23 protein-coding genes are annotated in these 24195 nt (G+C 64.1%); 6 read left to right on the top strand and 17 right to left on the bottom strand.

Going from position 1 to position 24195, the window contains the following annotated elements:
* Positions 1-66: 66 nt before the first annotated feature.
* From ACZ52D_RS16585 to ACZ52D_RS16565, 5 genes are read right to left on the bottom strand one after another with little or no spacing between them, the layout of a single operon-like run.
* On the bottom strand, positions 67-1530 hold the full coding sequence (locus ACZ52D_RS16585; protein ID WP_464443397.1) for an aldehyde dehydrogenase: 1464 nt from the start codon (positions 1528-1530) through the stop codon (positions 67-69).
* Between the two features lie 12 nt (positions 1531-1542).
* Positions 1543-2580, bottom strand: coding sequence for an LLM class flavin-dependent oxidoreductase (locus ACZ52D_RS16580; RefSeq protein WP_369924214.1), 1038 nt, complete (start codon positions 2578-2580; stop codon positions 1543-1545).
* Positions 2577-3503: a flavin reductase gene (locus ACZ52D_RS16575; RefSeq protein WP_464443396.1), complete on the bottom strand. Its 927-nt coding sequence runs from the start codon at positions 3501-3503 to the stop codon at positions 2577-2579. Before ACZ52D_RS16575 ends, ACZ52D_RS16580 begins: the two co-directional genes overlap by 4 nt.
* On the bottom strand, positions 3500-4303 hold the full coding sequence (locus ACZ52D_RS16570; protein WP_464443395.1) for an alpha/beta fold hydrolase: 804 nt from the start codon (positions 4301-4303) through the stop codon (positions 3500-3502). Before ACZ52D_RS16570 ends, ACZ52D_RS16575 begins: the two co-directional genes overlap by 4 nt.
* Positions 4275-4877, bottom strand: coding sequence for an amino acid synthesis family protein (locus ACZ52D_RS16565; RefSeq protein WP_369924210.1), 603 nt, complete (start codon positions 4875-4877; stop codon positions 4275-4277). The genes ACZ52D_RS16570 and ACZ52D_RS16565 overlap by 29 nt, the downstream gene beginning before the upstream one ends.
* Before the next feature lie 107 nt (positions 4878-4984).
* Here ACZ52D_RS16565 and ACZ52D_RS16560 point away from each other — a divergent pair, with 107 nt between their 5' ends.
* Together ACZ52D_RS16560 and ACZ52D_RS16555 are read left to right on the top strand one after the other, a co-directional pair.
* A complete protein-coding gene (locus ACZ52D_RS16560) occupies positions 4985-5674 on the top strand; it encodes a GntR family transcriptional regulator (protein WP_369924209.1) in 690 nt (229 codons plus the stop codon).
* 7 nt (positions 5675-5681) lie between these two features.
* Entirely contained in the window at positions 5682-5969 is a 288-nt protein-coding gene (locus ACZ52D_RS16555) for a DUF1330 domain-containing protein (RefSeq protein ID WP_464443394.1), read from the top strand.
* Between the two features lie 208 nt (positions 5970-6177).
* Here ACZ52D_RS16555 and ACZ52D_RS16550 read toward each other — a convergent pair whose 3' ends face one another.
* The 7 genes from ACZ52D_RS16550 to ACZ52D_RS16520 form a co-directional block, all read right to left on the bottom strand.
* The gene (locus ACZ52D_RS16550; RefSeq protein WP_464443579.1) at positions 6178-7140 is read right to left on the bottom strand and encodes an ABC transporter ATP-binding protein; all 963 of its coding nucleotides are present in this window, start codon (positions 7138-7140) and stop codon (positions 6178-6180) included.
* A complete protein-coding gene (locus ACZ52D_RS16545; RefSeq protein WP_464443578.1) occupies positions 7140-8165 on the bottom strand; it encodes an ABC transporter ATP-binding protein in 1026 nt (341 codons plus the stop codon). The genes ACZ52D_RS16550 and ACZ52D_RS16545 overlap by 1 nt, the downstream gene beginning before the upstream one ends.
* A 14-nt stretch (positions 8166-8179) precedes the next feature.
* Positions 8180-9664: a chlorohydrolase family protein gene (locus ACZ52D_RS16540; protein WP_464443393.1), complete on the bottom strand. Its 1485-nt coding sequence runs from the start codon at positions 9662-9664 to the stop codon at positions 8180-8182.
* On the bottom strand, positions 9661-10857 hold the full coding sequence (locus ACZ52D_RS16535) for an amidohydrolase family protein (protein WP_464443392.1): 1197 nt from the start codon (positions 10855-10857) through the stop codon (positions 9661-9663). The genes ACZ52D_RS16540 and ACZ52D_RS16535 overlap by 4 nt, the downstream gene beginning before the upstream one ends.
* 12 nt (positions 10858-10869) lie before the next feature.
* A complete protein-coding gene (locus ACZ52D_RS16530) occupies positions 10870-11826 on the bottom strand; it encodes an ABC transporter permease (protein ID WP_464443391.1) in 957 nt (318 codons plus the stop codon).
* Positions 11823-12794, bottom strand: a complete 972-nt coding sequence (locus ACZ52D_RS16525) for an ABC transporter permease (RefSeq protein WP_464443390.1) — start codon at positions 12792-12794, stop codon at positions 11823-11825. Before ACZ52D_RS16525 ends, ACZ52D_RS16530 begins: the two co-directional genes overlap by 4 nt.
* A 67-nt stretch (positions 12795-12861) precedes the next feature.
* Complete coding sequence (locus ACZ52D_RS16520; RefSeq protein WP_464443389.1) at positions 12862-14433, bottom strand: ABC transporter substrate-binding protein; 1572 nt, start codon at positions 14431-14433, stop codon at positions 12862-12864.
* A gap of 274 nt (positions 14434-14707) precedes the next feature.
* Between ACZ52D_RS16520 and ACZ52D_RS16515 the strand changes: the two genes are divergently transcribed.
* The 3 genes from ACZ52D_RS16515 to ACZ52D_RS16505 are packed head-to-tail and all read left to right on the top strand — an operon-like array spanning position 14708 to position 16763.
* Complete coding sequence (locus ACZ52D_RS16515) at positions 14708-15406, top strand: GntR family transcriptional regulator (RefSeq protein ID WP_222454101.1); 699 nt, start codon at positions 14708-14710, stop codon at positions 15404-15406.
* A 17-nt stretch (positions 15407-15423) separates the two neighbouring features.
* Positions 15424-16107, top strand: a complete 684-nt coding sequence (locus ACZ52D_RS16510; RefSeq protein WP_369924197.1) for a flavin reductase family protein — start codon at positions 15424-15426, stop codon at positions 16105-16107.
* On the top strand, positions 16104-16763 hold the full coding sequence (locus tag ACZ52D_RS16505; protein ID WP_464443388.1) for an aspartate/glutamate racemase family protein: 660 nt from the start codon (positions 16104-16106) through the stop codon (positions 16761-16763). The genes ACZ52D_RS16510 and ACZ52D_RS16505 overlap by 4 nt, the downstream gene beginning before the upstream one ends.
* A 135-nt stretch (positions 16764-16898) precedes the next feature.
* Here ACZ52D_RS16505 and ACZ52D_RS16500 read toward each other — a convergent pair whose 3' ends face one another.
* The 4 genes from ACZ52D_RS16500 to ACZ52D_RS16485 form a co-directional block, all read right to left on the bottom strand.
* On the bottom strand, positions 16899-18530 hold the full coding sequence (locus ACZ52D_RS16500) for a HoxN/HupN/NixA family nickel/cobalt transporter (protein WP_464443387.1): 1632 nt from the start codon (positions 18528-18530) through the stop codon (positions 16899-16901).
* Positions 18531-18591: 61 nt separating this feature from the next.
* On the bottom strand, positions 18592-19935 hold the full coding sequence (locus ACZ52D_RS16495) for a metal-dependent hydrolase family protein (protein ID WP_464443386.1): 1344 nt from the start codon (positions 19933-19935) through the stop codon (positions 18592-18594).
* Between the two features lie 300 nt (positions 19936-20235).
* Positions 20236-21420 carry an aromatic amino acid transaminase gene (locus ACZ52D_RS16490; protein WP_464443385.1) on the bottom strand — a complete coding sequence of 395 codons (1185 nt, stop codon included), beginning with the start codon at positions 21418-21420 and terminating at the stop codon, positions 20236-20238.
* 83 nt (positions 21421-21503) lie between these two features.
* The gene (locus ACZ52D_RS16485) at positions 21504-22541 is read right to left on the bottom strand and encodes a zinc-dependent alcohol dehydrogenase family protein (protein WP_464443384.1); all 1038 of its coding nucleotides are present in this window, start codon (positions 22539-22541) and stop codon (positions 21504-21506) included.
* Positions 22542-22682: 141 nt separating this feature from the next.
* Here ACZ52D_RS16485 and ACZ52D_RS16480 point away from each other — a divergent pair, with 141 nt between their 5' ends.
* The gene (locus ACZ52D_RS16480; RefSeq protein ID WP_464443383.1) at positions 22683-23147 is read left to right on the top strand and encodes an Lrp/AsnC family transcriptional regulator; all 465 of its coding nucleotides are present in this window, start codon (positions 22683-22685) and stop codon (positions 23145-23147) included.
* A 172-nt stretch (positions 23148-23319) separates the two neighbouring features.
* Here ACZ52D_RS16480 and ACZ52D_RS16475 read toward each other — a convergent pair whose 3' ends face one another.
* The gene (locus ACZ52D_RS16475; protein WP_464443382.1) at positions 23320-24042 is read right to left on the bottom strand and encodes an SIMPL domain-containing protein; all 723 of its coding nucleotides are present in this window, start codon (positions 24040-24042) and stop codon (positions 23320-23322) included.
* Positions 24043-24195 lie beyond the last annotated feature (153 nt).

The following is a 24195-nucleotide window of genomic DNA, read 5'->3' as shown; positions in this document are numbered from 1 at the left end:
TGGGTGACCGGAGGCGCGACGGGCGCCTCCGGCAAGCAATTTTCTTCTGTTGGGATCAGTCCCGCCTTACCGCATCACGAAAGGGTCCGGGATGGGATCGTCGCTGGTGCGCAGCCAGACCGCCTTCAGCTTGGTGTAATCCAGCACCGCCTGAAGCCCGCCCTCGCGGCCGTGGCCGGACAGGCCGTGGCCGCCGAAGGGCGCAATCGGGCTTACCGCGCGATAGGTGTTGACCCAGACGATGCCCGCCCGGATCTTGCGGATCATCCGGTGTGCGCGAGTCAGGTTCTGGGTGAACACGCCCGAGGCGAGGCCAAACGCGGTGTTGTTTGCGATCTCCACGGCCTCTGCCTCGGTCTCGAAGTCAACCACCGAGAGGACCGGGCCGAAAAACTCGTTCGACAGGCACGGCGCAGTCGGCGCATCGGAGCAATCCAGCACGGTGGGCGGAAAGAAGTAGCCCTGCCCCTCTGGTACGACGCCGCCCGTGACCAGCCTGGCACCTGCCTGAAGCGAGGCCTCGATCAGCCGCACCGCGTGATCGCGCTGCCTCAACGTGCACAAAGGCCCCACCTCGGTGTCCATGTCCTGCGGCATGCCGATCACCACGGCCTCGGCCTTCTCCTTCAGCCGCTTGAGAAATTCCGCCTTGATCCCTTTCTGGATCACCAGCCGGGATCCCGCGACGCAGCTTTGCCCGGTCGCGGCAAAGATGCCCGAGACCTGGGCGTTCACGGCGCTTTCAAGATCGGCGTCGTCGAACACGATGAAGGGGGACTTGCCCCCCAGTTCCAACGAGGTGGACGCGAGGTTCTCGGCCGAGTTGCGCACGATATGGCGCGCCGTCTCCGGCCCGCCAGTGAAGGCCACATGGGCGACCGATGCATGGCTGGTCAGCGCGGCACCGGCCTGCGGCCCGCCGGTGATGACGTTCAGCACGCCGGGCGGAAAGCCCGCCTGGTCAAAGATCCGGGCGAATTCCAGCATTGGTGCCGGGGCTTCCTCGGAGGCTTTAAGAACCACCGTACAGCCTGCTGCCAGTGCCGGGGCGATCTTTACCGCGGACAGGAACAGCTGCGAGTTCCAGGGCACGATCGCGGCCACCACGCCCACCGGTTCCCGGCGCAGCCAGACCTCCATGTCCGGCTTGTCGATCGGCAGATGAGCGCCCTCGATCTTGTCGGCAAGGCCCGCGTAGTAGCGATAGTATTCCGCCACATAGGCAATCTGTGCCGAAGTCTCGCGGATGATCTTCCCGGTATCACGGGTTTCCAGTTCCGCCAGCCTCGGGGCGCTCTCCGCCACCAGGTCCGCCAGGCGCATCAGGAGCTTGCCGCGCTGGGTCGCCGTCATCTCGGCCCAGTCAGAGGAGAAGAACGCAGCCTCCGCCGCCGTTACCGCCCGGTCCACATCCGCCTCGGAGGCCGCGGGCATCTTTGCCCAGGGCGCGCCCGTGGCGGGGTCGCGACTGTCGAAGGTGGTGTCGGCATCCTCAAATGCGCCACCGATATACTGCTGGAAGGTATGCATTCTCAGGCTCCCTTACTGAAACGCGGGCATCACGTGCGCGATGAAACGCTCGAGCGAGGCCTTCTTACGCTCGAAGCTCATGCTGCTGTCGATCCAGAACGCATATTCATCGTAGCCGAGCGACTCGTATGTCTTCAGCCGTTCGATCACCGCTGCCGGTTCTCCGATCACCAGGTCCCGCTCCATCGCCTCGGGCGAGTAGAACGGATGCGCGGCGATTTCCTCGTCCGACAAGGGGGCGATGAGACCCTGCGAGATGTCCCGCTTGTTCATGAACCACGCGCCGAAGTAGTTGTAGAAGCGGTTCAGCTCCTCCGCGCCGCGTTTCACATCCGCGGCGCTGTCCGCGACATAGGTGTGCTGCAGCAGCATGATCTTGGGCCGCGGCACGTCATTGTGCTTTTCACAGGCCGCGTTGAACTTGCTCATCAGGTCGGCGATTTCCTCGTCGCCCTTCCACAGCGGGGTCACCTGAACGTTGCAGCCATTGGCCACCGCGAATTCATGGCTGTTCGGATCGCGGGCCGCGACCCAGATCGGCGGGCCGCCGTCCTGCAACGGTTTGGGCGAGGACGTGGTCTTGGGGAAGGAGTGGAACTCCCCCTCCTGCGCGTAATCGCCCTGCCACAGCCCCTGCAGTGCCGGGATCAGCTCCCGCATCCGCAGGCCCGCCTCCCAGGCGTCCATCCCGGGCATCATGCGCTCGTATTCAAAGGAATACGCGCCACGGGCGATACCCAGATCCAGGCGACCGTCGGTGATGATGTCGGTCATCGCCGCCTCGCCCGCCAGCCGGATCGGATGCCAGAAGGGCGCAATCACCGTACCCGTGCCGAGGCGGACATTCTTGGTGTGTCGCGCCACATCGACGAGGTTCAGGAACGGGTTGGGCGCAATCGTGAAATTCATCCCGTGGTGTTCGCCGGTCCACACCGCGTGCATGCCGCCGTCATCGGCGATTTTGCAAAGCTGGATGAACTCGTCGTAGAGCTGTTTCTGATCCTGATCCGCAGAAATCCGCTCCATATGCGCAAAGAGAGAAAATTTCATGCCCGCGTGCTCCCTGTCCCCACGGGGCGCACTTGCCCGGTGGTCTGGTTTCCATAATACACCCCGAAATTGCCGATCCGGCTTTCGTTGGCGAACCGCTCCAGCATGGTGCAGACCGCCGCATCCGCGATGTCCATCAGCGTGGTCTGACTGAGCTGGGTGAAGGTGCCCTTGGCCGGGGTGCCCCCGGCAGACTGGCACAGAAACGAAATATGCTGATGTTCCCGCGCTTCGTCTTCGAACACCGAGTAGATGAACCCCGGCTCCGCTTCGACACCGGTTTCGGCAATCAGCCGGGCCAAGGCCGCGGAGGCTCCCTCCTTGCCGACCCGCGTTTCCGGCAGCGTCAGCTTGCCGAGGTCATTGCCCATCAGCAGCACCTTGCCCTCATGCTCGATGAGGGCTGAGACGATCAGCTTGGCACCCTGTGTCAGAGCCTCGGCTTCGGCCGCCGCCGTCACGTAGGCGCCGCGGGCATAGCCCAATCCCGGCGCGGGCGAGGTCTCGAAAGCCTCCACCTGTCCGATCAGGATCAAATGGTCGCCCGCTTCCACGCGTTTGTGCATGGAGCAGTCGAACCAGGCTGAAACGCCTTCGAATACTGGGCTGCCTTGCGGGCCTTTCTGCCATTGAACGACCGAGAAACGATCCTCGACCGGCCTTGCAAAGGTGTTGGAGACGTCCTTCTGGTCCTCCGCCAGCACGTTCACGGCAAAGCCGTCGGCCTGTTCGAACGCGGCATAGTTTCTGGAGGAATTGGCGAGACACACCAACACCAGTGGCGGGTCCAGCGACACGGAGGTGAAGGAGTTGGCGGTGAAACCGATCGGATTTCCGTCGGGATCATGCGTCGTCACCACCGTAACGCCTGTCATGAAGGTGCCAAAGGCATTGTGCAGCGCGCGTGGATCGATGTTGCTCATGACAGCTCCTCCTCTGTGTTGAGCCAGGTCCGCAGGGCGGCGTTCACTTCCTCCGGTGCGGTCAGGTTCACCATGTGGCGGTGGCCTTCGATGACCACTGCCCGCCCGTGGGGCGCAGCATCCGCCATGGCCCGCGCCATTTCCGGCGTCGAGTTCGGGTCACCATCACCGGTCAGCGCCAGGAGCGGGCAGCGGATGTCGGAAAACCCGTCCGCATAGGTGCTGTCACCGCGCGCAAAGGCGGTATAGGCCGCAGCATAGCCCGCGAGGTTCACCCCCGACAGCCATTCAGCCACTTGCGCCCGGGCGGCCAGGTCGGCCTTGCCTTCTCCGAACCATCTGGCCAAGGGCGTCTCGAGGTCGAAGCCACCAGCACGGATCAGGGCCGCGCGGGCCTCGACGGCCTCGCGCGCCGCAGGATCCCGGCGGAAGACCCCGTTCAACAACGCCACGCGAGAGACGTGCGCGGGATGGCAGACGGTATATCCACCGGCGATGAGCGCCCCCATGGAATGGCCCGCCAGCGACACGGGCCCCAGATCCAGCGCCGTGAGCACGGCATGAAGCCAGGCCACGTAGCCCGGCAACTCCGTCCCGTCCGGCAGCAGCCCGCTGCCGCCGTGTCCGGGCAGATCCAGCGCAATAACCCGATGGGTCTGCGACAGCTGCTCGATCTGCGGCGCCCAGGCCGCGGACTGCATGCCAACACCGTGAAGCAGCACCACAGGTGCCCCGTCACCGACCGACTGGCAGGTAACGGGACCGAAGGGATCAGACAGCTGCAGGGTTGTCGACGTCATGGCCCAGCTCCTTGAGGTCCTGATAGCGATCGCCGATGCGGTGATGCGGCCGCCCACCAATGGACGCCCCCAGCGCGATCACGATCTCGTCCGGCCCGGGCGCATCCGCCACAGCGAGCTGGATGGTCAGGTAATGGCTGCGCCGCCCGCCGTCGTTCTTGTCCATCAACGGGATTTGCAAGGAAGCGTTGGCCGGGCCACGGGTGTTGGTGAAGGCAAGATAGGACTTCGCCCCCACCGCCTCGCGGAAGTGGTTGCCAAAGCGCAGCGTGTGGATCAGGGCGGAGGCGTGCTCGACCTCGCCATTGACGCCGACGATTGCAGATTTGCCGTAGCCTTCGACCTTGTCACCGCCACCTGCGGCCTCAAGGATCATTGCCGTCAGCTTCTCTCCCAGCCCGGGCGCGCAGTCATGGATTGCCGGGCGCAGGTCTTCGACAAACCCCTGCCCCGCCCAGGGGTTTTTGATCACCGCCACCGCGGCAATCATCTTTAGCGGCGTCTGAGCAGCTTTACCGCCCTCGATCAGGGTCTCTTCAACATGCAGCAACGTTTTGCGGATTTCGGCGGGCATGGCTGAGCCTTTCCTATCTGATTCCAGTTGTCGTCATATGGTATACCATAGGACTGCATGTCAACAGACACTTGCCTGAGGCCACGGCTGTTGGTATCGACACAGGCATGAGCAAACCCGCCCCCCAGCCCGTAATGACCCGGATCGACCAACCTCAGACGCTGCGCTGCATCGTGCAGGAGCGAATGCGCGAGGCGATCATTTCTGGCCAATTCGCCCCCGGCGAACGACTGGTCGAACGCGCCCTCTGCGATCAACTGGGCGTCAGCCGAACGGTGGTCCGCGAGACCATCCGCTACCTCGAGGCCGAGGGGCTGGTTGAAATCCTGACGGGCAAAGGGCCGATCGTCGCGCAGCTCAGCTGGGAGGACGCACGGCAGATCTATGATATCCGTCAGATGCTTGAGACCGCCGCCGCCACCGCCTGCGCCGAGAACATGACACCGCAGCTGGCCGAAGAACTGAAAGAGGCATTGACGGTGCTGAAAGACGCGGTAGCGGCAGGTGCCCCCGGCCCAATGCTGCGCGCCTCCACCGACTTCTATCGCATCATCTTCGAGGGGGCTGGCCATCACGTCGCCTGGGAAATCGCCCAGCGCCTGAACGGTCGCATCAGCCGCCTGCGGGCAGTCACACTGTCGACCGCGGACCGGCCGAAACCCGGCCCCTCCCACATGGAAGAAATCTGCGAAGCCATCACCTCTGGCAACGCGGAAGCTGCCAAGAAGGCCGTCCACGACCATCTGACGGAAACAGCCGCCGTTGCCAAACGAGTTCTCACCCAAGAGAAAGCCTGAAAAGCCAATGCCCAAAGCCTACTGGATTGCCAATGTGACAGTCACTGACCCCGAGCGTTACCAGGGGTACCAGGCAATTGCCCCGGCGGCGTTTGCTGAATTCGGCGCGCGCTTCCTGGCAAGAGGTGAAGCGGACACCCTTGAAGGTCGCGCATGGCAGCGCAGAGTTGTCATCGAATTCGACAGTTTGGACCGCGCCCGCGCCTGCTACAACTCCGCGGCGTACCGGGCCGCGCGCGCCGAGCGCGCCGGTGCCTGCGAGGCGGACATCGCGATCATAGAGGCCCTGGACTAAGGCCAAGCCCCCGTCCCAGAGACCGCAACGTTGCCCGCAGGCGTGGGCACGTCTGCCCCACGGCATGCGCCCGCGCCTCTTGGCTTGGCCACCGTGGCGGCGCGTGAGGGCCGGACAATGTTGCCACGGGCCGCGCCCGCCCTTCGGCAGGGCGGCGATTTGTTGCAAAGGCGGGCACAGGCATGCAGAGCCTCCGCCCAGCCATCGCTCAGCCAGCCAGCAAACAGGCAGCCTTGTGACCGTCTGAAAGGTCTCGGAGGGGTGGCACCGTCTCCCGGCAGGCGTCGGTGGCCAGCGCACAGCGTGGATGAAAGGCACAGCCGGACGGTGGATTCAGCGGACTGGGCGGTTCACCATTGTCGACGCATCTTGCGCGCTTGGGCGCATGGATGTCCGGAATCGTATTGAGCAGAAGCTGCGAATACGGGTGCAGAGGCTGGTTGAACAGGGATTCGACCGGGGCCATTTCGACGATGCGCCCCAGGTACATCACCGCAATCATGTCAGACATGTGCCGCACCACGCTCAGGTCGTGGCTGATGAACAGATAGGTGAGCCCCAGCTCCTGTTGCAGGCGCCGCATCAGGTTCAGGATCTGGGCCTGCACCGACACGTCCAGCGCCGAGGTCGGCTCATCGCAGACCAGCAGTTCCGGCTCGCAGGCCAGCGCGCGTGCGATCGAAATGCGCTGCCGCTGCCCGCCGGAGAATTCATGCGGAAACTTGCGTGCGTCATCCGCAGCAAGGCCCACGGTTTGCAGCAATTCTTTCACGCGCGAGGTGGTTTCAGCCTCGTTGCGGCGCAGCTTCATCTCGCGGATCGGCTCGGCGATGATGTCGCCGATGCGCCAGCGGGGGTTCAGGCTGGAATGCGGGTCCTGAAAGATCATCTGCACCCGCACCGGACGGCCCTCGGTGCCGCGGCCAAAGCGGATGTCGCCACCGCTGGTGGCGTAAAGCCCGGTCACCAGCCGCGCCACGGTGGATTTGCCGCAGCCCGATTCGCCGACAATGCTGAAACAGCTGCCGCGGGCGATGGTAAAGCTGACCTCGTTCACCGCATTGACCAACAGCCGCGGCTTGCCCTCCAGCACCCGGTTCAGCCAGGGCGCGGAGACGTCAAAGCGTTTCGACACCCGGTCGACGGTCAGGATTGGTTCGTTGATCTGCATCATTCGGTGCCTCCGTCCTGAATGAAACAGGCCGCTTCGCTGCGCGCCGCCGGAACCAGCTGCGGCCGTTCGCGCAGACAGCGCGGCCCGGCCTGTGGGCAGCGCGGGTGAAAGGCACAGCCCGAAGGGCGAGCATTCAGCCGCGGCATCGCGCCGTCGATCTGCGCCAGCGTACCGCTGCGCGCGTGCAGGCTGGGAATCGCGGCCATCAGCCCGCGGGTATAGGGGTGCTGCGGATCATGCAGCACGTCCTCGACGCGGCCGGTTTCCACCACCCGGCCCGAGTACATCACCGCCACCCGGTCGGCAGTCTCGGCGATCACGCCCATGTCGTGGGTCACCAGCATGATGCCGGTGCGGTGCTCGTCGCACAGGCGCCGCAGCAGCGTGGTGATCTGCGCCTGGATCGACACATCCAGCGCCGTCGTGGGTTCATCGGCGATGATCAGCTGTGGCTCCGCCGCCAGCGCCAGCGCAATCACCACCCGCTGCCGCATGCCGCCGGAGAACTGGTGGGGATATTGCTTCAGCCGCTCCTCCGGTGCCGGGATGCCAACTTCGCGCAGCAGGGTGACGGCCTTTTGCTGTGCCGCCTCGCGCGACATCGGCTTGTGCAGGCGGATGGTCTCGATCAGCTGCGCCCCGATGGAGAACAATGGGTTCAGCGCGGTCAGCGGATCCTGAAAGATCGCGCCCATTTCGCGACCGCGCACGCGGGTCAGCTCGTCTTCTGTCAGGGTGTCGACCCGGCGGCCGCCAACGCGGATCTCGCCCTTGGCGATCCGGCCCGGCGCCTCCAGCAGACCCAGCACGGCAAGGCCGGTGATCGACTTGCCCGCGCCGGATTCGCCGACAACGCCGAGGATCTCCCCCGGAGCGATGCGGATCGAGACATCGTCAATGGCGGTGAGCAGCCCGCGGCGGGTCGGAAACTCCACGGTCAGGCTGTCGACCTCCAGCGCTGGCGCCCCTTCGGGCACAGGCTGGCTGCCTGGGTCCTGCGGTGCAGGTGCTTGCCTCAGCATCATCTCGTTATCCTTCACGTCTGGGGCCGCGTCAGCGGCGGGTATGTCGGGGGGAAGATCTCGGCCAGCGGCGGATGGCCAACCGTCCGGTCCGGGTATTTGGCCAGCAGCCCGTCGAACTGCGCCTGCGCGCGCAGGCGGGCGGCAGCCATGTCGATGCCCGCAACTTCGCCGTCGCGCATGGACAGGCGGCCATCGACGATGGTGGCCCTGGTGACCCGGCCAGTGGCGCCCAGGATCAACGTCTGCACCGGGTCGATGGTCGGCGCCATTGCAGTATCAGAGAGGTCGAAGACGGCGATATCCGCCCTCCCCCCGGACCGCAGCGCGCCAATGTCGTCGCGCCCCAGCGCCGCCGCACCGCCCAGGTTGGCGGCATCGAACATCTCAGCCGAGGTGATGGAAGTCAGATCGCCCTCCACCATGCGGCACATCATCATGCCCACCGCCATGTTCAGCACCATGTCCGGCGGCGCGGTGTCGGTGCCCATGGCCATGCCGATGCCCTTGTCGCGCAACCGCCGAAAGGAGCGCAGCGCACCGCCATGCCGGGCCGCGACCAGCGGGCAATGCACCACGCTGACGCCATGGCTGGCATAAAGATCAAGATCCGCGTCATCGGCCACCGTGGCATGCGGCGCCAGCAGGCGGGCATTCAGCAGGCCATGGCTGTTCAGCCATCGCGGCGCGCTCATGCCGTGCAGCTGCTGCACGGTATCGCGCTCCATCTGGCCCTGGGCCATATGCAGGCGCACGGGGCATTTCAGCTCCTCCGCCGCGGCCATGGTGCGGCGCAAAAGCTCTGCGGTGCAGGTCTCCACCCGGTCCGGCGCCAGCAACGGCGAGATCAAATCGTGCCCCTGCCACTGGGCGGCAAAGCCGAGCGCCGCATCCAGTCCCGCCAGGCCGCGCGCCTCGTCAAACTCGGCCACCAGGCGGCCATCGGCCTCGGCCACCATACCGCCGCTGCGGTAAGCCGGTCCCAGCCAGACGCGCAGGCCCAGCTCCTCTGCCGCCTCGGCAGCGGCGGTGAACTCCTCCACCGTCTCGCCCCATTCGCGGTAGAACAGCGAGGCAATGGGTGCCGCGGTGGTGATCCCGTTTTGCAGCAGCTGGCCAAAGGCAAAGCGCTTCTGAAAGGCCAGTTCCTCAGGGCTGTACATTTCATAGGGTCCGCGCTCGACGTAAGAACGCGGCCAGACGCGGCCCTTCTTGTCGCCGGGCCAGTTGTCATGCGCCAGCAGCGTCGTGTCGAGGTCGGACAGCGCATCAAGATCCACAAAGCCCGGTGCAATCAGCGCCTGCCCCATGTCGTAGCGGGCCGCGACCTCGCCCTCGAACGGCAGGCCCACGTGGATAACTCGGCCGCCTTCGACCACCACCTCGCCATCCGGCACCAGATGGCGACCGGTTGGGGTGTCTGCGATCACCCAGGCCGCACGCAGGGCCCAGCGCCCCGGCGGGCGGGCCCCCAGCGGCAGGTCAGCAAAGCGGCTCATGGGGCCTCCATCACGGTCTTGCCACCGCGCGCCGTGACATTGCCGCCCTTGACCACCAACTGGCGCGGTGCGTGGGTGACCACCGCCTGCACGACGGTTTCGCCCTGAACCAGCACCACATCGCCCGGTGCCCCGACCTCCAGCGCGCGGCGCGGTTTGCCCATCGCCTCGGCACCGCCGCCCGCGCAGATATCCAGCGCGGTCTTCACCTCGCTGTCCATGCGCAGGTTGTTGCGCAGGCCGATGAACTTGGCGCGTTCCAGCATGTCGCCGTTGCCATATGGCCCCCAGGTGTCCTGAATACCGTCATTGCCGGCACCAATGCGGATGCCATGCGCCATCAGCTGCTTGACCATCGGAGCGGGCGAGGACGCCGGCGCGGTGGTCATGATCCGTACGTCCAGCGCGGCCAGCCGCGCCAGCATTGCCTCGACCCGCTGATAGTCGTTCATACCCAGACAGAAGGCATGGGAAATGGTGACCAACCCCGTCATGCCCAGCGCCTCGGCGCGGGTCAGGATCTCCTCCATCGAGAACATGCCCATCTCACCGCGTTCATGCAGGTGGATGTCGACGCCCTTGCCGTGTTTTTCCGCCAGCCCGAAAACCACGTCGAGATGCCCCTTGGGATCACGGTCCACGCCGCAGGGGTCCAGCCCGCCGACCAGATCGGCCCCCATCGCCAGCGCCTGATCCATCAGCTCGGCGGTGCCTTCGCGGATCATCAGGCCGGACTGCGGGAAAGCCACGGTTTCGATCTCAACCACGTCAGCCAGTTTGTCAGCGGTTTCCATCACGCCTTCCAGCGCGCGCAGCCCGCCGTCGGTGTCGATGTCCACATGGCTGCGGATCAGCGTCGCGCCATAGGCGGCGGTCTGCAGGGCATGGCGCATCGATTGCACATGCGGATCCAGCCCCAGCCGCGCCTTCATCGCGCGCTCGTTGTCGATCATCGCCATCAGGTTGCCGCCGCCGACATCGTTCTTGTACCACGGCCAGCCAATCAGCGACTTGTCGAGGTGGGTGTGGGCATCCACCAGCCCGGGAATGGCGATCGCACCCGCGGCGTCTTCGGTAGCCACGCCGGGGGCGTCCAGCCCCGGCGCGATTTCGGCGATCCGGCCATCGCGGATCAGGATGTCGGAGCTTTCGCCATCCCCGATGCGGGCGTGTTTGATCAGAAGCGAAGTCATCAAAGTCGTCCTTTAGCGAAGTTTCGGATTGAGGGCGTCGCGCAGCCAGTCGCCCAGCATGTTCACGGCCACCACCAGGATACACAGCTGCACCGAGGGGAAGAGCACGATCCACCAGGAGCCGGAGAACAGATACTGGTTGCCGACCCGGATCAGCGTCCCCAGCGAGGGCTGGTTCGGCGGCATGCCGACGCCAAGGAAGGACAGCGTCGCCTCGATCAGGATGGCCAGGCCGAAGTTCAGCGTTGCCGCCACGAACACCGGCGTCAGCGTGTTGGGCAGGATATGCTTCAGCATCAGCCGCCGACCGGGGGTGCCAACCAGCCGCGAGGCCTGAACATATTCCTTGCGCCGCTCCACCATCGTCTGGGCCCGCACGACGCGGGCGTATTGCACCCAGGAATACAGCGCGATGGCCAGCACCAGCACCGCGGCGATGCCAGCCTCGCGCAGCTCCGGCGGCAATAGCGCCTGCGCGACCGAGCTGACCAGGATTGCCGCAAGGATGATCGGGATCGACAGCAGCACATCACCGATGCGCATCAGCACGTTGTCGATCCAGCCGCCATAGTAGCCGGCGGCCAGCCCGGCCAGCAGGCCGATTGCCAGCGACACCGCAACCGAGGCGATGCCGATGAAAATCGAGATCCGCGTGCCATAGAGAATGCCTGACAGGATATCGCGCCCCTGCACGTCAGTTCCCAGAATGAAGGGCATCTGCCCGCCCTGCATCCACACCGGCGGCAGCTCGGCGTTCCACAGTTCCAGCGCGGCGAGATCATAGGGGTTCTGCGGCGCCAACACCGGCGCCAGGAAGGCGGTGACGGTGACAAAGGCCAGCACCGCAGCCGCGCCGACCGCGGATTTCGAGTTCTTGAAGCTCCACCATAGGTCGCTGTCGGCGATCCGAGCCAGGCGGGCGGCAAGGGGCGCGCGGGTGGTTTCAGGTTGGGTTCGGGTATCGGTCATTTGTCAGCTCCGCGCAGGCGGGGGTCGATCACCGCATAGGTGATATCGACCAGGGCATTGAGGGTGACGAAGATCAGCGCGACGATGCAGAGGTATCCCGCCATGATCGGCACATCGACAAAGGTCACCGCCTGGATGAACAGCAGCCCCATGCCGGGCCATTGGAACACCGTCTCGGTCACCAGCGCAAAGGCGATCAGCCCGCCGATCTGCATGGCGGTCATGGTGACCACCGGCATCAGGCAGTTGCGCAGCGCGTGGCGGAAATGGATGGTGCGGGCAGGAATGCCGCGGGCGCGGGCGAACTTGATGAAATCGGTGCGCAGCACCTCCAACATCTCGGCCCGCACCAGCCGCATCACCAGGGTGATCTGGAACAGCGACAGCGACAGGGCCGGCAGGATGATCGACAGCCTCCCCGAGGGGGTGAGCAGACCGGTCGACCACCAGCCGAGGTCCACCGTCTCGCCGCGCCCGAAGGCGGGGAGCCAGCCGAGCCAGACCGAGAAGATCAGGATCAGCCCGATACCCACCACGAAGCTGGGCAGCGATATGCCAATGATCGAGGTGAACTGCAGCGTTTCCGCATACCAGCGCTGGCGGTGGATCGCGGTGATCACCCCCAGCGGGATGCCGACCACCAGCGAGATCAGCGTCGCCACGATCACCAGCTCAAAGGTCGCGGGGAAGCGCTCGGCGATCATCGCCAGAACGTCCTGCTGGTTGCGGAAGGAAATGCCGAAATCTCCCTGCGCCGCGTTTTTGACAAAGGTGGTGAACTGAACGATGAACGGATCATCCAACCCCAGCTTGGCGCGCAGCGCATCCCGCTGGGCCTGGGTCGCCTGCTCGTTCAGCATCAGCTCGACCGGATCGCCGACAAAGCGAAAGATCATGAAGGCGATGAAACTGACGGAGAGCATCACGAAGATCGCATTCGCCGTCCGCTTGATCAGAAAAGCCAGCATCGGTGCCTCTCCCCTGTTGTGTTGAAAAAGCGGGGCAGCCCCCGGCAGGCGCTGCCCCAGTGGGGGATTACCGGGTCACGAACCACATGCGCGGCTTGTTGTCCGGGAACTGCGGGAAGTCCTCGAAGTCCGCCGACACCGCCCAGGCCATCGGCTGCTGGTGCAGGGGCATCATCACGATTTCTTCCTTGGCAATGCGCAGGGCCTCGGTTTCCATCGACAGGCGCTTTTCGCGGTCCAGCTCGACCGAGGCGGCCTGGGTCAGCTTGTCGATCTCCGGGTAGGACCAGTTGCCCCAGTTGAACACGCCGGAGTTGCCCTCCTTGCTGTGCAGCATCTGCACAAGGATCGAATAGGTATCCAGCATCGGCAGCGTCGCCCAGCCGATGGTGTAGACATCCGCCTTGCCGCCCGCGCGCTTGGGGGTCTGCTTGGCGGTAGGGCCGATGTCCAGACGGGGGCTCAGCCCGATCCGCGACCACATGGAGGCGATCGCCTGGCAGAACTGCTCCTCATTCACGTAGCTTTCATTGGTGCAGACGAAGTCGAACTCGAAACCGTCTTCATACCCGGCCTCGGCCAGCAGCGCCCTGGCCTTGTCGGGATCGGCCGCCACCACGCTGTCCAGCGCTTCGGAATAGCCGGGAATCGAGGGGGCAACGAGCGTGCCGGCATTGCGGGACTTGCCGCGCATGACGCGGGACTGAATCAGATCCATGTCCACCGCCAGCTGCATCGCCTGGCGCACGCGCAGATCGTTCAACGGGTTTTCACCACCCGCCACCAGCTCATCCCGGCGGTTGAAGCCCAGCATCACGGTGCGCAGGTCGGTGCGCTCCAGCACCTTCAGGTTGGGCGCCGCCGACAGGCGCGGCAAATCCTGCACCGGGGCGCTGTCGACAAAATCAACCTCGCCGGACAGCAGGGCTGCGACACGGGTCGCGGCGGAAGTGACCGGCTGGAATTCGATCCGGGTCAGATTGTGCTGAGGTTCATCCCACCAGCCCTCGTTCACGGTCAGCACCGTCTGCGCCTCGGGGGTACGGCTTTCGAGCACAAACGGGCCGGTGCCGTTGGTGTTGAAGGTCGCGTAGCCCTCGACCCCGGCGCTGACGTCGGTCGGCATTTCGGCGTTGTTCTCGACCAGCCAGTCCTTGTCGAAGATATGGATATTGGTCAGATCGTTCAGCAGCAGCGGATAGGCGCCGGTCAGTTCGATATCGATGGTGTGATCGTCGACCACGGTGGCGCTCTTGTAGGCCGGCAGGTTCCCCTTGAGCGGCGAGCTTTCGTCGCTGACGCGGGTCAGCGAGGCCAGCACGTCCTCGGCCGTGAAGTCGCTGCCGTTATGGAATTTCACCCCCTTGCGCAGGCTGAACCGCCAGGTGGTGGGGGAGATGATCTCCCAGCTTTCCGCCAGCGCCGGCTCGATCTGCAGATCGCGGTCAAAGCGCACAAGCCCCTCGTAGATGTGGTTGAGGAAATTGATCGTGTAGCTGTCGCCGTAGGAATAGGGGTCGAGCGAGACGATGTCGCGCGGCGCGCCCCAGCGCACGGTTTCCGCAGACGCCGTCGCCGCCAGCGTCGCCGCCGCCATGCCGCCCAGAAGCGCGACCTTCAGTCCAGTTTTCGAGATCATTCTGTTGTCTCCCTGTTGTGAATACAAATTTCGTTTCTTTTGCATCCATTTCAAATGCGGCCTTCTCTGTGCCTTTTTGCGGTTCCCGCAGTACCCGGATCGAGCCGGGTGTTGACGTGAGGTTATGGACCCGGCCACCATCTGTCTACAAAAATGTTTGCAGATTGTATTCAATGATTGTATCCAACACAAAGCAACCGAAAGCTGCTAGTTTCGCCGAGCCATCAGGCCTCCGCCTGAAAAAGCTTAAATTTCAAGCATGAGAGCACAGTAAATGTACAAATCATCGACCCGCAGCTTTCCAGTTTACGACTCCCTGCGCCAAGCCATCATCGAGCAAGCCCTGAAGCCCGGCGTGAAGCTTCCCGAAGATTCGATCGGTGAGACTTTTGGCGTCAGCCGTACAACCGTACGCAATGCACTGGTACGCCTCGACGCCGAAGGGCTGGTCGACCTACAGCCGAATCGCGGCGCTTCCGTCGCCGAGCCCACCATCGAAGAAGCCTATGACATCTTCGAAATGCGCCAGTGCCTGGAACGCGAGGTGATCCAGCGACTGTGCAAGATGGACCCCAAGCCGATCATCAAGGCGCTGAAGGCACATCTGAAGGAAGAAGAGAAATACCTTGGCAAGGATCACACCCGCTCGATCCGGCTGGCCGGCGAATTCCACATCCTGCTGGCAGAGCTGACCGGCTCCAAGATCCTGGCCAATTACGTCAATGAAATCGTCTCGCGCTGCTCGCTGATCCTGGCGCGGTTCGCGCAGGTCCACTCTGCCGAATGCGGCGTCGAGGAACACGCCGAACTGATTGCTGCCCTGGCCGAGGGCGACGCCGAACGCGCCAGCGCCTGCATGCACAGCCACCTGCACGGGGTGCAAGACCGCGCCCTGCTCAACCCCGAAGACGCCGAGCCCGACAACGTGGCGCAGATCCTGTCACGCTACCGGCCGGCCAAGACAAAACCATAGACACCGGGAGACCCGCCATGACCGACGACACCCAGCCCGCAACCGGGCAGACGCGTTTCGACTTTGCCAAACTGACGCCGCGCGAACGCTACAAGCTGCTGATCGGTGCCGTGGTGCCGCGGCCGATCGCCTGGGTGACAACGGTCAATGAGGCGGGCATCGCCAATGCCGCTCCCTACAGTTTCTTCAACTGCCTTTCCTCAGACCCCGCCATCCTGGCCATCGGGGTCGAAAACCATGCCGACATGCGGTTCAAAGACACCGCCCACAACATCCGGGTGACGGAAGAATTCACCGTCAACATCGTCGCCCACGCCAACCTGCACGCGATGAACGCCACGGCGGTGCCCTTTGGCCCCGAAGTCGACGAGATCGCCGAAGCCGGGCTGACGATGTTGCCGGGGGAGTTCGTGTCCTGCCCGCAGATCGCCGAGGCTCCGGTGCGGTTCGAATGCCGCCGCCACACCACCCTGAACATCGGCAAATCGCGCGAAATCATTCTGGGCGAGGTGCTGGCGATGCACAGCCATCCGGGGCTGGTGAACGACCGCCATCATGTCGACCCGGCGGCGTTGGACGCGCTGGGGCGGATGGGCGGCCACGGCTATTGCCGCTCGAACCAGACGTTTGATCTGCCCACCATGTCGCTGGAGGAATGGACCGCCTTCACCAGCCGCCAAGCCGAAAGCCTGCGCGGATGAAGCTGTGTTTCGTCAACCCGAACTCCACCACCGAGATGACCCGCCGCATGGTCGAACAGGCCCGCGGTCTTGCGCCGCGCGGCCTGTCCATCATCGGCGCCACCAACACCGCCGGGCCGCCCTCGATCCAGGGCCAGGCCGACGGCGATGCTGCGGAACCCGGCACGCTGTCGCTGCTGGCGGCGGGCGGCTTTGATCTTGGCGTGATCGGCTGCTTCGATGACACCGGCCTGCCGGTCGCCCGCACGCGCTGCGCGATTCCGATAGTGGGGCTGGGCGAGGCCAGTTTCCAACGCGGCCACGACCAGGCCGAGCCTTTCATCGTTCTGACCACATCCGAGTTATCGGTTCCGGTTCTTGAGGCAAACATCGCCAGCTACGGGCTGCACCGTCATTGCATCGGCATTTTTGCCTCCGGTGTTCCGGTGCTGGATTTCGAGCATGACAGGGCGAACGCGAGGGATCGGCTGGTCTCTGAGGCCAGGCGGCTTTGCACCGAGCACGGGCAAACCCGCACGCTTGTGCTTGGATGCGCCGGCATGGGCGGCTTGGCCACAGAGCTGACGGAGGCATTGGGCCTAACCGTTATCGACCCCATCGAAGCAGCGCTGGCTGTTGCCCAACGGTTGCAGCGCACCCGTGAACACAGCCACTGACGGCGCGCCGCGGGCACCCAGCCCCTTTGACAAGCGCCGTAATAGGGGGCTGGCGGCCGCCGTCCGCTCTCGCAGGCACATGCAAGAGCTGTTCCGCGGGGCGTTGGGGGCGCTGGTTTCCCAACCTGCCGCCACCTAGCCGCTGGCGCTGTAGTTTTCAGGACCGCTGCCGACGGTTCTCTTGGGCGGGGTGTCCTTGCCCGGGGTGTGCATCAACGTCGCAATAAACAGCCCCGCGCCGATGGCGAGAACACAGGCCGCGCCCGCCAGCCGGGCCTGGCGTTCAAACCTATCGGGCGGCTTGCCAGCTGTCGCCAGACGGTGCGCCGCCCAGTTTCGCGCCCACAGGGCGCTTACACCGATGGCCGACATCGCCACCGCCATGCCAGCGGAGATCGCGAGCACCATCACGATGGCGGGACCGACCAGATCGTTGGCGAGACCAAACAACATCACCAGTAGCGCGCCGGTACAGGGCACCGCACCGATGGCGACGGCCACCCAGTTGCCGCCTTTCGGCGGCGCGCAGGCGGCACAGCCGACATGGTCATGCGCCGGATGATGGTGGTGCCCCGATGATCCAGCGGCGCGCCACGCCGCAATTGCCTGCCACAACATGGCGGTGCCAATGACCATGATCAGCGCATAACTGCCCAGCCGGATCGCACGGGTATCGGACGGCGCGCTGCCCGTGGCCTGACGCCAGGCAACGTCAATCAGCGTGACCACCACAACGGCAGAGAGGACATGGAAGACCGCAATGCGGACTCCCATGCCGATACCACGCTTCAGACTGCCTCCGGTTCCGACAAAATAGGAGATCACAACGGTCTTGCCGTGCCCCGGCCCCAGCGTGTGCAGCACCCCATAGGCAAAGGAAAGCAGGACCGCGATCAGCATTACTCGCACTGAGCCGCCTTCCTGAAGCGCGGACATGCCCGAGGTGAACAACTGGTTGCTGCGAAGCTGGATTTGACTGAACAGCGGCAGCTCAGACAGCGACGCCGCAGAGATAGCACCGGGCACCCCAGCCAGATCGGCCTGCACGAGGGCGTAGGATGCCGGAATTTTGCGGCTGCCATCCACCAGAAACAGACTGTGCGCCGCAGGTTCATAACGCAGAGTGCCGGACAGCCGCACCGGCTCGAACCACTGGTCGAGCCGCAAGCCGTCCGGGTACGAGACATGCACAACTTGATTGGGCGGCGGAGGTGGTGTGTGGATACAGGCACCGGCCCAGGGCACCAGCAGAAACTCCACGGCCCGCTCACCCTGCCATTTCAGCGGCAACGCATAGCCATCGAGCAGCACCGCCCGGTCCACAACGGCGGAGGCCACTCCCGTCGCCTCCTGCCGGCGCCGGTCCATGACCACGAGACGCTGTCGCAGCAAGTCATCCGCATCCAGCCCGGCGGCTTGCAGCCTCCGGAGCGCACCAGCCTCCGCCGCCTGCAACGCTGGCAGCACCTTGCCGCTTTCACGCGCCTTGCGGGCGCGCAGCACGTCGCGCAGGTCCGACTTGTGCTCGTATGACATGTCCTCGAACGGGTCGTCGTAGGCGGCCACAGGTGGCGCCAGCATGTCCCAGGTTACCAGATCGAAATCGGCGGCGCGCCCCGCAGCTGGCGACAGGGCGACAAGCAGAGCGACAGCGGCGGCCAGAGCGACGGCCACGATATGGCATTGCACACGATCCACTCCAGCTGGCCCATGCGAAGATGCCGAAGCCGCATTGATCGCCTCGCCCCCGCGTGCACGGCTAGACATCAGCGACCGCCGAAGCTTCGGGCCGCCGGATCCCCCGGAAAGGCATCAGATCTTCCTCCGCCTACTGATCCAACGCATTTTTGTAGATCACGCCGTCTTTCATGATCAGATCGAAGTTCGCCTCTGGGTCCGCCACCAGATTGATATCCTGCAGCGGGTTGCCATCCACGAGGATGAGGTCGGCATAGGCGCCCTCAGTGATCACCCCGAGCGGACCCTGCTGATAGGGATGGCGCGGACCGGCTTCGGCCAGCAGCTCGGCGTTGATAGAGGTCGCCATGCGCAGCACCTCATAGGGGCTGTACCACTGTTGCAACTTGGCGAGGAAGGCCCCCTGGCGTTCGGCCAGCACCGGATCAAACAGGATGTCGGTGCCAAACGCGACCTTCACGCCAACTTCCTTGGCCAGCGTATAGGCCCTGTCCGTGCCGTCGGTGACTTCGATCCATTTTGCCTGGCTTACGGGATCATTGAAGCTGAAGCCGTCTTCATCGTCCAGCAGCGGCTGGATCGACAGCCAGACGTCGTTGTCGCGCATCATCTCCATCGTTTCGCGGCTCATCAGGAAGCCGTGTTCGATGGATTTCACACCAGCCTCGATTGCGATCTGCGCCGCGTCATCCGTGAAGATATGCGAGGCAACATAGGTGTTGTACGTGTCAGCGACCTCGACAAAGGCTTCAATCTCGGCCTTCGTATACTGGCGCACGTCCAGCGGGTCATAGACTGAAGAGACCCCGCCCCCGCCCGATATCTTTAGCTGGGTGGCCCCCATGCGCATCACCTCACGCGCCCGCAAGGTCACCTCCGGCACGCCATCGGCCATCGCCATCAGGCCGACGTTGTACCAATACCACTGGGAATCGGCAGGATTGCTGGGCACGTCCTGATAGGGACGGTAGTCGAAATGCCCGCCGGTTTGCCCGATCGGCGGCCCCGAGGGAAGAATGCGCGGGCCCGGAATTTCGCCTGCGTCGATCATCTTCTTGGTCGAAAAGGGATTGCCGCCGACGTCCCGCACGGTCGTGAAGCCGCGCATCAGCGTCCCCTCAGACCCTTTGGCGCCCCGGATTGCGACCTCCAGTATATCGCCCGTCACCACTGTTGCCTGCGCCGCACAGCAGTAAGAGGTGTGCCAATGCACGTCGATCAGACCGGGGATCAAGGTGCGCCCGCCGCCGTCAATCACGGTGCCGCCCGCCGCATCCACCGGTTCGGTCGACACTGCGGTTATCAGGTTATCGGTGACCACGACGTTGGCATTTTCGATCAACTGTTCGCTGGATCCATCAAACACGTTTACATTGGTGATCAAGGTGACCTTCGGCGCGTCGTCCTGAGCATTTGCAGGCACCGAAGCCACCAACGCAAGCATGGCACCGGTCGCGAAGCATTTCATATGCATATAAAAAATCCTCTTATGGGTGACCCTGCCTCGAACAGCGCGGCCGAATGATGGAAGCTTAGTAAGCTGGCAGCACTCGCGTTAAGGGGAAAAACAACGTCTCCATTGCAAGGAGCCGCGCAACGCCTGCTCTGGCCCCATACGGGCGGCAATCATTCGCTGAAGGAACCGAACGATCAGCGCGTGCCTGCATCAGACCGGAAATACTCAACCCCCGCAAAGATTTGTCATGCCGAACTCGCCCAGGCACCTTTGCGGAGGTTTGTGAAACCGCGTGCAGCCTATGACGGCGACAGCTGTTTACGTCTGCGCCATCACGTCCCGGACGGCACGGACCAGCCAGCCGATATCCCTCGTGCCGAGGCGCGCGACATTGACCCGACCGCCTTTGACAACATGAATGCCATGCTCGCGTGTCAGCGCGGCTTCCTGAGGGCCAGTCAGTGGCAGCAGCGAGAACATCCCCTGTTGCCGGGCCAGATAGGCAAGGTCCTGCGTGCCGAATGTGTCACATTCCTCACGCGCTATCTCCGCCCGGACCTGGGCCACGCGCCGCCGCATGAGGTCCAGTTCCTGCAACCAGAGCGCCTTCAATTCCTGATCCTGCAAGATCGTGCGCACCACCGACGGGCCATGATCCGGCGCATGCGAAGCCCCTGATCGCACGATGGCCGATACGGCCCTGTGCAGGCGGCCGCGATCCGCCTTGCGGGTTTTCACGAACAGGGCCCCGGCGCGATCCCGGTAGATCCCGAATGACTTGGAGAGCGTGATACAGACAATGCACTCGGGAAAACGCGCGGCGATCTGCCGGGCCATGGCGCAGTCGGCTTCAAAACTGCGGGCAAAACCAAGGTAGGCCAGGTCGATCCACGGCACGATGCCCCGCGCCTCCAGAACCTCAAGCAAAGCGGTGAACTGTTCGGCCGTCATGTCCGCGCCTGTCGGGTTGTGGCACACCCCTTGCAGGAGGAAGACGTCACCGGGACTGGCGGCGTTCAACCCGTCGAGCATCTGTTCAAACGTGACCTCGCACCGGATCGGATCGTAGTAGGGAACCTGGCCGAACTTCGCCCCCGCAGCCATCAGGATCGGGACGTAATTGCCATAGGTCGGCGTTTGCAGCCAAACTTTCGGTGGATCCGGCATTTGCGACAGAAGCTCTGCCATGACCCGCAGCGCCACGGCTCCGCCTGCCGTCTGCGCCGCGACCCAGTCCCCCCTCCAGCTCGCTCCCAGCACCTCCTGCCCCAAGGCCTCGCAATACTCGGCGTCGCCGGTCAGGGCGAGGTAGGATTTGGTTGTCTGCGTCTCCACCAATCGCTGCTCTGCAGCCTTCACCGCGCGCAGAACCGGTGTCTGCCCCTGCGCATCCTGATAGATCCCGACGGTCAGGTTCAGCTTGTCGCGGCGCGGGTCCTGCGCGAAGTCGTCCGCGCCGATCATGATTGGGTCGACGGGGTAGTCCCCTACTCTCTCGAACATTTTTACCCCTTTTGTGGTGGCGGGTCTGTTTCTGCGGCAAGCGACGATGCGTTCGCGAAGATCGACGCGAACGCGCCGTGCGCTCAGAAACGGGTGATGACGGTGGCGCCGACGGACTGGAAGTTATCCATGTTCATCAGCGCCGCGGGCGCATCCGCAAGACTGATCTGATCGCCCACCAGCCGCGCCGGATCCAGTTTGCCACTGGCCACCATGTCCAGCATCGCGCCATACCGGTGCGCCTGCATACCATGTGAGCCAAGCAATTCGATCTCCTGCCCGACGATCTTGGGCATGGGGATCGCGGGAGACGCATGTTCGCCCAGCATCAGGCCAACCTGGATGTGTTTTCCCCGCGGTCGCAGGCACAGGATGGAGTTGGTCATGGTCACCGGATGCCCCAGCGCATCCAGCGAGACATGCGCGCCGCCTCTCGTGATTTCCCTGATCGCTCCGGCCACGTCGGCCTCGCCGCCGTTGACGATTGCCTCGGCCCCCAGGTCTCGCGCCAGATCCAGCTTGGCCGGGTCGAGATCGATGCCGATCACATTGGCCCCGGCCGCTGCCGCGATCATCACGGCCGACAGCCCGACCCCGCCGCAGCCATGCACGGCCACCCATTGTCCGGCGCTCACCTTACCCTGATCGATCACCGCACGAAACGCTGTCGCAAAGCGGCAGCCAAGACTGGCCGCGGTCGCGAAATCCATGCTTTCGGGGAGCGCCACCAGGTTCAGGTCGGCCTGATGGATGCCGACGTATTCCGCGAAGGAGCCCCAGTGGGTGAATCCGGGCTGCTCTTGATGCAGGCACACCTGTTGCTGGCCCGCGTGGCATTCCGAACAGCTGCCGCAGCCGCAAATAAAGGGCACGGTGACCTTGTCGCCGACCTTCCAGTTGGCGACATCCTTGCCAACCGCGGCCACTACACCCGCCAGTTCATGACCGGGAACATGCGGCAGGTCGATATCGCTGTCATGCCCCATCCACCCATGCCAGTCGCTGCGGCACACGCCTGTGGCCGCGACCTTCAGAACTACGCCATTCGGCGCCGGGGTCGGGTCGGCCACCGTGACCAGTTTTGGGGGTTCTTGGAACTTCTCAAACAGGACAGCTTTCATCGTGATGGGTTTCCGTTTCTGCATTCGCCTTGGGCCAAGAATAACGCCCGGCGCGGAAACAGCTTTGCCAAACTTGCGGCATTCACGCTAATTTAGAGCAGACTCTTTCCAAATTTACGCCACCGACAAAGGATTCTGCCCTTGATCGATTTGGACGCGACGAACGCGAAAATCCTGACCTTGCTGCAAAGCGACGGTCGCATGACGAACGCGAAACTGTCCGAGAAGCTCGGCATGAGCGAAACCCCCTGCTGGCGCCGCCTAAAGCGGCTCGAGGAGGAGGGCATTATCGAAGGCTACCAGGCCAATCTGAACCGCCGCAAGCTGGGGCTCGGGGTCATGGCCTTTGTTCAGCTGCGTTGCTCTGAGCACGACCAGGCCGCCACCGCGGAATTTCAACGGATCGTCGAAACCACCCCGAACATTCTGGCCTGCCACAATACCACCGGAGCCGACGACTTCCTGCTTGTCGTCGTGGCCCGGGATCTGGATGACTACAGCAGCTTCGTCGACAGCACCCTGCGCCGTCTGCCGGGTGTCACCAGCATTCGCTCGAACCTGTCACTGAAAGAGATGAAGGCCTCAAACAAGCTACCGGTAATGTAGGCAGCCGCGGCCCAGCCGCACCCATTGAACAGGCTTCACTGGCCCCCTAAACAACAGAAACGCCCCACACCATTCGGCAGGGCGTTCCTGGGCGTTCGGGGATTTGATCGCGACGGCAGGCGCGCGCGTCAGGTCCGGCGCGCGATCGCCTTTCGACGGGTTCCCACCGATGTCAGTTGCCGTCGGGCACCTCAATGTCGAACACCACCGAAACATTGTGGCTGAAACTCAGCTCGCCCGCCTCGATCGGCATCGCGTCGCTGCGGGCCATCTCCATCGCCATCATCGGCCGCGGGCCACCGCCACCGCCGTGCTCCGAAATGGACCGGACCGGACCCAGCTCCATGCCCGCCACTTCGGCAAGCTGCGCAGCCTTGCGGATTGCATCCTTGACCGCCTCTCCGCGGATCTTGTCAGCAACAGCCGCCGGATCCTCCACCCCGAAGGTCAACCCCTGGAAGTTATTGGCTCCGGCCGCCAAGACCGCATCCATAACCGACCCCAGTCGATCCAGGTCGCGCACCCGCAACATCAGCGTGTTGGAGGCCTGAAAACCGGTGATCCGGCGTTTACCGCCCTCATCATACGAGCGGTCCTGGGACCAGACCGGGTGCATCGAGACATGACGGGTCTGCATGTCTTCGGGGGCGATACCTGCCGCCTTGAGTTCCGCGATCACTGCCGCCATCGCCTTGGAGACAGCTTGCATGGCCATGGCGGCCTCTTCCGCCTCCTCGGTCACGCCCAAAGTAATCGTCGCCAGGTCCGGCGCAACGGTCAGTGTGCTTTCGCCAGTCACGGAGATCTGGCGCAGCGGTGTACCCTCTGCCGCCGCCAGGCTGCCCGCGCTCATCGACAGCATCAAAGCCGCTGCCAGAAGTGTCTTTGCCTTCATGCTAAAAAGCTCCTCTTGCAATGCCCCTAGATGGGGGTGGCAATCCCCCGCTCGCAAGCCCCCGCGCCTGTCTTTTCCTTTCACTCGGCGGGTTCCTGCTTTATGGTTCGCGCAAAAGAACGGGCATGGCGGGCAGGCCCGGAGCTATGGAAT

The sequence above is a fragment of the Leisingera sp. S2M4 genome (assembly GCF_055398055.1).
The sequence above is the reverse complement of the archived record's forward strand: the minus strand, read 5'-3'. Positions and strand labels throughout refer to the sequence as shown.